Genomic DNA, 10,046 nt, shown 5'->3' on the forward strand with positions numbered 1-10,046 from the left:
TTTCGACTTGAATCCTGCTGAATAAGGTTCACCTGTTTGTTGAGTGGTTTTATCTGGTTAATAAATATGAATATTTTCAATAAATTTTAACCATTAACATCGGGCTAATTCATATTCATGTTGCTTTATTTATCAAATAATAATAATTTTTATTATCATTTGTAATCGTGTCCTTGTTGTGATTGATAATCTAAACTTTATGGAAATTAAATGAGAGAACTAACGACCATGCAGGCCGCTTATTGGGTTGGCCGGCAATATGAGCAGACGTTGGGTGGTGTTACCGCACATTTGTATGCAGAGTTTGATGGTACTGGGCTTGATCTTGAGCGGTTGAAAACTGCTGTACAGTATCTCTTTGATCTCCATCCGATGTTGCGATTACGCGTTACACCGGATGGCATGCAAACCATAGAAAGTCTGTCTTCCAATGACAAATTGCACGTTGATGATATCAGCATATGTGATGAAAAAGGCATTGCTGATTTTCTGGAAAATAAACGGAAAAGCAAAACCCACCAGAAACTGGATCTTGAACACGGTCAGTCTATTGACTTGAGTGTCACCCTTTTAACGAATGGAGATTTTCGTTTGCATATTGACCTGGACATGATTGCAGGTGATGCGCAAAGTTTTCGTATTCTCATGGAAGATCTGGCTCGGTTTTATCACCAGCCTGAGCATCAACCAAAAAGTGGAGGAAGCACTTATTTTCACTATTTAGAGCGGATGCAGGCTGATAATTCCTTATTAACATTACGTGAACGCGATAAAAAGTGGTGGAATACGCGTATTGCGCAAATTCCACCAGCGCCTAAGCTTCCTCATATTCACCGTCCTTTCCCAAAGGGAGAATATTTTAGTGATCGATTCGCGGTTCAACTGACGAAAGAAGAAAAGTTGTCATTAAAGACGACCGCCAAAAAATATCAGATTACGCTGTCAACACTATTTTTGTCTCTTTTCGCGTGTACGGTAGGGATTTGTACGCAGTCTGACAAATTTAGATTAAATGTACCTACGTTCCAACGAGAAAGTTACCTCAGTGATGTGGACAAAATTGTTGGTGATTTTTCAGATTTATCTATTTTAAGTGTTGAATTACAGCGTCATGAGCCGATGATTGTGTTATGCCGTCGTTTTGCTGATCAAATCGCTTTACTCCTTTCTCACCGTGCCTATCCGGGCGTCAGTGTTATGCGGGATCTCTCCCGATACCACGGTAACATGCAAATCTCGCCTATCGTTTTTACCTCCGGTTTTGGTATCAGTGGCGATAATTTATTGTCCGAAAATGTAACCCGTGCTTTCGGTGAAATGGTCTTTGTTATTTCGCAAGGGCCACAGGTTGCCTTGGATGTTCAGGTTGCGCCGGCTTATGAAGGGATTCTGGTCAATTGGGATGTTCGTCTGGATATTTTCCCTGAACTGTATATCCGCAGAATGTTTGATATCTATCTCTCTTTGATTCGGATGATCATTCGTTCGCCTGAATTGATAAACCAGTCTTTGGACTATTTTTTCTCATCTCATTTTTCTGCTTCGCATCAAGATGTAGGTACTGAAAAGGTGACATCCTCTTGTGTTGAGCAAATGCTCATTATTTTACTGTCCCGGCTGACGAATGAAGAAAATATCAATGCTCATACTTCTCTTTCTGCATTGGATATTGATGCTGATGTCGCAGAAGAATTAACGGGATTTATTAACAAATATATCCCACAGGCAGGACTGATGATTGAAGATATTAAGGCTCATCAAACATTAAATGCACTGGCGCAGACAATGACATTGAGATCGCGGGGAGCGGCTGAAAAGGCGGCTGAGGCACTAGTGAAAATCCTTAATCGACAGAAGTAATCTTTCTTTTTGAAAGAGGTTAAATGTTTAGCTTGTTAATTAATTAGATTCTGCGCTTTCTCACAATCGAAAATTGAGGAAATATCATGGATACCGCACTAACACCATTACAACGCGCGTACCTGCTAGGACGAAGTGAACTATTACCACTGGGTGGTGTTGCCATGCATGATTTCAGGGAATTCAGAGGTCATATCGAGTTTCCTGTTATTAGGACCCGGCTCACCAAATTAGTACAGCAATATGATGCGTTACGTACCCATATAGATGAAAGTTCATTGGTTCAACATGTCTCCGATGCCATTATCCTGAATCTTGATGAAATTGATTTCACTGCTATCCCGCGTTCAGCGGCTTATCAAAAGATAGATGAGATGAGGCAGGCGTATTCTCATAAAATCCACGATCTTTCTCGCTCTCCCTGGCATATTTGGGTCATTAAATTGGCAAAGCCAGAAGATGAGGATAATGACTTTTTTACGACCGTGGTGTTCGTGAGCTTTGATGCACTGATTTTGGATGGCAGCGCTATCTCTTTCATCTTGTTTAAATTGTTTGAGGAAGATGAGAATGAGTGGAAAAGATCCAGGCCAACGGGAAATATCGCTCATTTGCTTCAACCGCCTTCTGACTCGAAAAAGCAAAGTGATACTGAATATTGGTCAGAAAAGCTGAAAGAATATTCCGGCCCACCGACGTTACCTTGGAAGAGACCGCCAGAATCGATTAAATCCTCTCGCTACAGAAGGGAGAAGGTTACCGTTCCCAGCGCGACGTTGAATCATTTGTCTAAAATCGCTTCATCTTATGGTCTGTTTCAAAATACGATTTTGTCTACTATTATCCTGGAAATAATGTCATTTTGGACACAAGATAGTCGGTTATGTCTCGGTGTTCCCGTTGCTATTCCCACCAAGAAAATGCAGTTCAGTAATGAATCTTCATTTGTCGCTGTTTGTTTTAAAAGGAATCAGGCGCCATTTTTAGAAAGAGCGACAGCTTTTCAAAATGATATTTTTGCCTCTTTGGAACATCTGGATTTTTCCGGCGTTGATATTAACAGACTGATATTCAATCAACATCAGACAGGTTTAGCGCTACCTGTTGTGTTAACGAATGGTTTGTCATGGAAAACATTGTCTGCATCTGGTGATGTCTCTTTTTATGATGGATTAACGCAGACACCGCAAGTTGCGATGGATATTCGTTTGTCCCTGGACCAGAATAAAAATTTGGTGTTATCCATTGATTATGCAGAAAAAGCGCTGGAAAAAAATATCGTGCAGGATATTTTACAAACCATCACTCAGGCAATAACGTTGATCTGCCGTCAGGAAAAACTCGCTGTGGATTTTTCTGAGGTGATTGATTATCACCATTACAAAGATAATGGTAATGACAGTGATTTTATCTGTTCAAATTTCCTGTCTCGTATTGCGGATAACCTATTGACGGGAAAATTAAAAAAAACCGCTATTATCTGTGGGGAGCAGCAGATTACCTATTCTGAATTGGGGGAACGTGTTCAAAAGATAGTGAATAACCTGAATCGCTGTGGAATGCGTAAAGGCAGTGTGGTCGCGATTTGTTTGCCTCGTAGTCCTGAACATGTGATGGTAACAATGGCGTGTGCGCTTTTGGGGATTATTTGGGTACCTATTGATGTGAATTCTCCCTCTGAACGTCTGGATTATTTGCTAACGAATTGCCATTCTGATCTCATTGTGAGTACTGGACAGTTTAATAGTGATAAAGCTGTCACATTGGAGACGCTGCTCACATCGGTTTCTGACAACGTTTTACTTCCCTTAGAGACTTTATCATCACTGAGTCATAGCATTGAGCCCGCTTATTATCTGTATACCTCGGGAACAACGGGTAAGCCCAAATGTGTGGTGCTCAATAACAAGGCAACATCTAATGTTATCGGGCAAACGCTGAATAAATGGGAGGTTAAACAGGATGATGTGTTTATTTCCGTTACGCCATTACATCATGATATGTCTGTTTTCGACCTCTTTGCATCACTGACTGTTGGCGCAACGCTGGTTATCCCTGAACCCCATGCAGAGAAAGATGCTATCCATTGGAATCGGCTGGTTTCGAAGCACAAAGTTTCTATTTGGTGCTCAGTGCCTGCGATTTTAGAAATGTTAATTGCGTGCCAAAATGGGGGCTCTCTCTCTTCCCTCAGACTGATAGCGCAGGGCGGTGATTATATTAAGCCTGCTCTCATCAAGGAAATTAGAGCGACGTATCCTGATACTCGGTTATTTTCTTTGGGAGGGCCGACTGAAACGACGATTTGGAGTATATGGCATGAAATTACGTCAGAGGATGTCAGCCTTATTCCTTATGGTAAACCCCTGCCTGCGACTCAATATTTTATCTGTAATGATATCAATGAACATTGCCCGGCGTTTGTGACTGGCCGGATTTATACTACGGGAGTCAATCTTGCCTTAGGCTATCTGGAAGATGGTCTTGTTGTGCAAAAAGATTTTGTCACTATCACCTCGCCTACAGGTGAACAATTAAGAGCATTCAGAACAGGGGATCAGGGCTATTACCGAAAAGATGGCACCATCATTTTTGCCAGCAGAGTAAATGGTTATGTCAAAATTCGGGGAATTAGGGTGTCTCTGCCTGATATTGAAAGTGAGTTATGTAAACATCCACAAATTAATCATATTGTCGTCGTTGATTATCCCAATGAGCAGAATGGCGATGCAACATTAGGCGCTATGTATACGACGCTAAATGGTCAGGAAATTCTCGCCCCAGAATGGCGGGATTTTTCTCACGGGCTTTTACCCGTTTCTCATATACCAACGCGTTTTGCTCATATTCAGGCGTTTCCTTTGTCTGCAAACGGTAAAACAGATCGACACCAAATCAGGGCGTTCTTTACGCAACCGAAGCCGGATAATTTGGCGGATAAAAAGTCTGTTATATCGGAGAACCAAAGCGTTAATAACAGCGCAGAGGATGAACATTACCAATCGATCCTCGGCATTTATTTGCATGCCATTGGTGCGCAGCCGTTAACTGGTTTGAATGAAGATTCTGAATTTTTAGCGCTGGGATTAAGGCCTTCGCATCTCAAAGAAATCGCTCGGCGTCTCACTGAAAAATTTGGTGTTATTCTGACGCCTCAGCTGTTAGTTAAATGCAGAAATGCCCGGCAGGTTTCTTCTTTGCTTTCACAAAGTATTTAACCTGTTTTTCTAAAGAACCGGAGTCTGACCCGGTTCTTTATATATTAAGTTATTTTTTATTCTATGAGTAAAGCGCTTTTACAGGCAGGAAAAGCGAGTTTCCTGTGAGCACTTTTTGTAGAAAATCAGTCAGGTTTTTCTGATGGTTTTCAACCTCTTCTTTGCCAAACATTGCTGAATCAGCATCAAAATCAACAATTAATTCTCCAGCATCTACTTTCCCGCGATAGATAATGTTAAAGCTAAAGCAATCATAGAGCCCGCTGGTGAGTATATGGCGTTTAACCTGGCAATCGAAAAAATTAGGAGAGTCAAAAGGTAACACGTTGATGAGTGGCGAAAATAAATAACGGGTATCTTGAGGTAGCTGATGATCTAAAAAGATCTGTTCTATACGATATCTGGCATGAGTCCGTTGAGTATGAAGTGCGTTGATTGTCTTTTTCAAAAAGGTCTCTAATGTTTCATCCGGATTGGTGTTTATCAATAAGGGAAGGATATTCGTCATTAATGCCGGTGTATTGGTTCTGAAACGGGTTCGGCGATTCATATAGGGTAGCCATAACGGCATTGAATATTCACCATTTTGTGTCTGTGCCGCGAAATAGTGAAGCAGGTAGATGCTTGAAAGCGCCACTAACAGATCAGGCCAGGCGATATCTGTATCAGCCGATAAACGTATTAAGCCTGTGACAATATTCGCGGAGAGCGCACAACTGGTGTAATGGTGTTTGGTGCTATAGTCGGCACGGGCGATATCCACGGTTGTAAGGCGGGCGGATGAAAGATAATTTTGCCAGTATAAGCGATCCTGTTCATATTGCTCGCTGTTACCGTACTCTTGTTCTTCAGTAAGGTAGTTGCTGAGTGAGTGAAAAGAAGCATCGGCACTGGCTTTACCAAGATAATACGAATAGAAATGCGCACAACGATGTTCAATGAGCGCCATACCAAATCCATCAAGCAGAATATGATGAGCCCGGTTGTACCAGAGATAATGAGACTCGCTTAATTTAAATAGCCACTGAGCGGATAGCAGTTGAGTTAATAAATTCAGCGGAGATTCCACATCGGCCCGCATAAGTTGCAACGCTGTGTGGAAAGGATCGGGCTGCGTCTGTAAATCAATGAATTTTAACTGTGGTATGGCGGCTTGATTCGGTTGTTGTAAAGGAAGCGGTTCTTCTTCAAGGCGTTTAAAACGGACAGAGAGCACATCTGTTTCACTGGCCACTGTTGTTATTGCTTTGCAAAGTGCCTCTTGATCGACATTGCCCTGAATATCAAGATAGTGAGCGACAGTCGAAACAACTTTTTCGGAATGCAGGCTGAACTCGTGCCAGTAATATTGTTGTGCCTGCGTCAATGGCATCCAGCTAGAAGTTTGATCGATGTTTAACATTGTAAACCTTATGAATTCATCATAGAAAATAGAATAAAAAATAAAAAAACAGATAAAACTTTCTTCTATGTTTGTGATCGGTGTTCATACAATGTTAAGCCACGATATTCCCGTCTGAACAAGCCAACACATAATTGCCCATTTATTCCCATGACATTCATTCTCCTGTTTGATCACCATTTTTCGTTGATTGTTTCTGGCTGAAATCTGAATTGGTTTTATATCTGAGAAAATGAAACATTTGTTGTGCGATACAACAAGAATGTGACGTATTTCGTGATCAACGTTATTGTATATGATAATCATTATTAATCTCATTGTCGGATATTAGACAAAATGATACATTACGTCCACTTTGGATTATCTGAATGGGTATGCGAGGTTTCTGCATCGCAGATCCACAATCACTGTCTGAGAATGCCAAAATGAAATCGATGTTAACCCTTGTATATGGCTTGGTAATTACTCTGGTCACTCTATCTGGGGGGGCTGTTTATGCTGCAAACACGAAAAATGCAGCTCAGACAGAAAGCCTTTCCTGGCCAAGAGATTTTAAAAATACTGATGGCACTATCACCACTATTCCGACGAAACCCCAGCGTATTTTATCGACCACTGTTTCGATAACCGGAATACTGTTATCAATTGACGCGCCTGTGGTTGCGAGTGCAACGGCCACGAATGGGAAATTTTTCGCTCAATGGGACAAAGTTGCTCAAGAGCGGAAAATTGAAAAGCTCTGGCCAGCCGGCAATATCGATCTGGAAATGGCTTATGTTGTCGCGCCCGATCTAATCGTGGTTTCTGTGAGCGGCGCTGATTCCGCATATGCTCAGGTAGAACAACTTAAACAAATCGCGCCCACGATTATCTTAGATTATGGTAAACAGACATGGCAGGATTTGGCGACTGAATTAGGCAAGGCGACAGGGCTTGAAGATAAAGTTGCGGCCAGAATTACTGGTTTTAATAATTATCTTGCTGAATGCCGGGCAAAAATTGCCATCCCTGAAGGTAAGGTTAATATTATCAGCTATGCGGGGCCAGGAACCATTAACCCCATATCAACGAGCATAAGCCCACATGCTTTGCTGCTTTCACAGCTTGGGTTTACTATCGAGTCGGCAGATCCGGCCTGGCATAATAATGCGAATAAAACCGGCGACTTTGTTTGGGCACAATATGAAAATATTACGCAGTTAACTGCGCCCACAACATTTCTTTTAAGTGCAGGAGAGCACAGAGCGGCTGAATTCTTAAAGGATCCTGTACTCGCTAATTTGGCTTCGGTCAAAACAGGACAAGTTTATGGTCTTGGTGTGAATTCGTTTCGAATTGACTATTACAGTGCAAAAGAAATTGCCGATAGCATTGTTAAACGGTTTGGCATTAAGCAGAAAGCGAAATAACTTAGCAATTGTTTGAGTTGGATATGAAAAAATTGATTTTTTCAGTTGCTAATTCTGTTGCGCAATCCGATAACCGGCAATTCAAATTTCAGCGAAAAGGGTTGCTGATTTGCGGGTTATTACTTGTGGCATTTTCAGTTTTTAGTCTTTTTGTCGGGACCCGCCCTGTCACGATTAAAGTCACTTGGGAGGCATTCACCGCTTTTAACCCTGCCAATAGTGAACATTTATTGGTTCGTTATCTGAGAGTGCCTCGTACTTTGCTGGCGATTATCGTTGGTTGTTCATTGGGTGTCGCGGGTGCCATTATGCAGGCGCTTACCCGTAATCCACTGGCTGATCCGGGTATTCTGGGGGTCAATGCTGGGGCAGCGGTTTCCATTGTCTCGGCAATTGCTTTTTTGGGCATTTCCGATGTTATTGGCTATATGTGGTTTGGTCTGGCAGGGGCGACAATTGCAGGTTGTGGCGTGTATCTGCTCGGGGGGATCCGGCATGGGTTGAACCCGGTAAGAATGGTATTGGCGGGCGCTGCACTGTCCGTTGTATTACTTGCTGTCACCCAGATTATCACCATAAACAGCGAAGATGAGGTATTTAATCAATTCCGGCACTGGGTGGTGGGCTCACTTCAAGGGCGAGGTTATGAGGTGCTTTTCCCTATCTCCATACTGACGGCCTCCGGAGTGATAATTGCTTTAATGCTGACAAAGTCTCTTGATACGGTAGCGCTTGGTCATGATCTGGGAAAATCGCTGGGTGTTAACCAAACCAAAGTCTGGATTCTGTCTGCACTGGCCATCATTATGTTATCTGGCGGTGCCACGGCAGCGGCGGGGCCCATTAGTTTCATCGGCCTGACCGCCCCTCATTTTGCCCGTTTAATTGCAGGGCCTGATTATCGTTGGGTACTTCCTTATTCTATGCTGATATCTGGCGTTATGGTGGTAGCTGCTGATAGTCTGGGGCGAGTCGTAGGATATCCTGGGGAAATTAGTGTTGGCATTATGGTGGCGCTAATCGGAGGGCCGTTCTTTGTTTTCCTGGTCAGAAAATGGAAAATTGTCCAACTATGAGCAAACGGAATTATGGCGAGACTGAGGTTAATATTTCCGGTAAGGTCTGGCGACAAGGAAAAGTGTCTCTTGTTTTCGTTCCCAGAAATCTTATGGTGATTTGTGCCATGTTGCTGTTGATTATGGTATTAGCGCTTTTTTCCATGACTATCGGCAAATTCAATATCACAATCGAACAAATTATCACTATTTTTTGGGGGCCGGGTTCCGGTTCTGTCAGCGAAAAAATCATCATGGATATTCGTTTGCCTCGCGTGTTAACCGCAATTTTTGTTGGTGCGGCACTGGGGGTATCTGGTGCGGTTTTTCAGTCTATTTCCCGAAATGCGTTAGGTTCTCCAGATGTGATTGGTTTTACAACCGGTGCAGCGACGGGGGCGATTATACAGATAGTTTTATTTGATAATAATGCAGTGCAAATAGCGATTGCTGCTGTTGCCGGAGGAACCCTGACTGCGGCGGTAGTGTATCTGTTATCTTTAAAATCCGGCGCAATAGGGGGGTATCGCCTTATCCTGACGGGGATTGGTGTGGGTTCAGTGCTAAGTGCCCTGAATGGCTTATTACTGGTAAAAGGAAATCTGGATAATGCCGTGATGGCAAATTTGTGGCTTGCCGGATCACTTAATGCCCGAACATGGGTACATGTTTTTCCTGTTTTAACCGGGGTTGTATTGCTGGTGCCTTTGGTTCTTTTTATGGCAAGGAAACTGAGCATTATCGAGATGGGGGATGATATTGCCTGTCAGCTCGGTATCAGAGTGGAACGCGTTCGTCTTATTATGATTTTCTGCGCTGTGGTTTTAGCGGCTCTTGCCACTGGCGCCGCAGGGCCGATTGCTTTTGTTGCTTTGGCCGCCCCTCAGCTTGTGGTTCGCCTGACTCGTTCGAGAAATATGCCGGTTATCAGTGCCGCGCTAATGGGTGCTTGTCTTTTGCTGTCAGCTGATCTGCTTACGCAGCTTTTACCTTTACGAGCGGCAGTCCCTATTGGGCTTATGACGGGGCTCATTGGCGGAATTTATCTGATTTGGTTGTTGACCCGTTCCCGGCAAATTTAGCAAGACCCGCCGTAAACCCT

6 protein-coding genes are annotated in these 10,046 nt (G+C 43.0%); 5 read left to right on the forward strand and 1 reads right to left on the reverse strand.

All coding sequences use genetic code 11. The annotated features are described in order from the left end of the window. Nucleotides 1-210 precede the first annotated feature (210 nt). Both ACGF63_RS09615 and ACGF63_RS09620 read left to right on the forward strand, forming a co-directional pair. Entirely contained in the window at nucleotides 211-1,860 is a 1,650-nt protein-coding gene (locus ACGF63_RS09615; RefSeq protein WP_152963078.1) for a condensation domain-containing protein, read from the forward strand. 86 nt (nucleotides 1,861-1,946) lie between these two features. Further along, a complete protein-coding gene (locus ACGF63_RS09620; protein WP_387630380.1) occupies nucleotides 1,947-5,078 on the forward strand; it encodes an amino acid adenylation domain-containing protein in 3,132 nt (1,043 codons plus the stop codon). A 61-nt stretch (nucleotides 5,079-5,139) separates the two neighbouring features. Here the strand turns inward: ACGF63_RS09620 and ACGF63_RS09625 are convergent, their stop codons facing one another. Beyond that, nucleotides 5,140-6,480, reverse strand: coding sequence for a condensation domain-containing protein (locus ACGF63_RS09625; protein ID WP_387630383.1), 1,341 nt, complete (start codon nucleotides 6,478-6,480; stop codon nucleotides 5,140-5,142). Nucleotides 6,481-6,848: 368 nt separating this feature from the next. Here ACGF63_RS09625 and fepB point away from each other — a divergent pair, with 368 nt between their 5' ends. Genes fepB through ACGF63_RS09640 form a run of 3 tightly spaced genes read left to right on the forward strand, consistent with a single transcriptional unit; the run spans nucleotide 6,849 to nucleotide 10,026 of the window. Beyond that, nucleotides 6,849-7,889: a Fe2+-enterobactin ABC transporter substrate-binding protein gene (fepB, locus tag ACGF63_RS09630; protein WP_387630386.1), complete on the forward strand. Its 1,041-nt coding sequence runs from the start codon at nucleotides 6,849-6,851 to the stop codon at nucleotides 7,887-7,889. A 23-nt stretch (nucleotides 7,890-7,912) separates the two neighbouring features. Next, complete coding sequence (locus ACGF63_RS09635) at nucleotides 7,913-8,965, forward strand: iron ABC transporter permease (RefSeq protein WP_081738281.1); 1,053 nt, start codon at nucleotides 7,913-7,915, stop codon at nucleotides 8,963-8,965. Beyond that, nucleotides 8,962-10,026 carry a FecCD family ABC transporter permease gene (locus tag ACGF63_RS09640; RefSeq protein ID WP_387630389.1) on the forward strand — a complete coding sequence of 355 codons (1,065 nt, stop codon included), beginning with the start codon at nucleotides 8,962-8,964 and terminating at the stop codon, nucleotides 10,024-10,026. Before ACGF63_RS09635 ends, ACGF63_RS09640 begins: the two co-directional genes overlap by 4 nt. Nucleotides 10,027-10,046 lie beyond the last annotated feature (20 nt).

The organism is Photorhabdus sp. RM322S, from assembly GCF_042879395.1.
Lineage (GTDB): Bacteria > Pseudomonadota > Gammaproteobacteria > Enterobacterales > Enterobacteriaceae > Photorhabdus > Photorhabdus khanii.

Bases quoted from the DNA above. Each gene is read 5' to 3' on its own strand.
- ACGF63_RS09625 (WP_387630383.1), bottom strand. From the start codon at position 6,480: ATGTTAAACATCGATCAAACTTCTAGCTGGATGCCATTGACGCAGGCA.
- ACGF63_RS09615 (WP_152963078.1), top strand. From the start codon at position 211: ATGAGAGAACTAACGACCATGCAGGCCGCTTATTGGGTTGGCCGGCAA.
- ACGF63_RS09635 (WP_081738281.1), top strand. From the start codon at position 7,913: ATGAAAAAATTGATTTTTTCAGTTGCTAATTCTGTTGCGCAATCCGAT.
- fepB (WP_387630386.1), top strand. From the start codon at position 6,849: ATGGGTATGCGAGGTTTCTGCATCGCAGATCCACAATCACTGTCTGAG.
- ACGF63_RS09620 (WP_387630380.1), top strand. From the start codon at position 1,947: ATGGATACCGCACTAACACCATTACAACGCGCGTACCTGCTAGGACGA.
- ACGF63_RS09640 (WP_387630389.1), top strand. From the start codon at position 8,962: ATGAGCAAACGGAATTATGGCGAGACTGAGGTTAATATTTCCGGTAAG.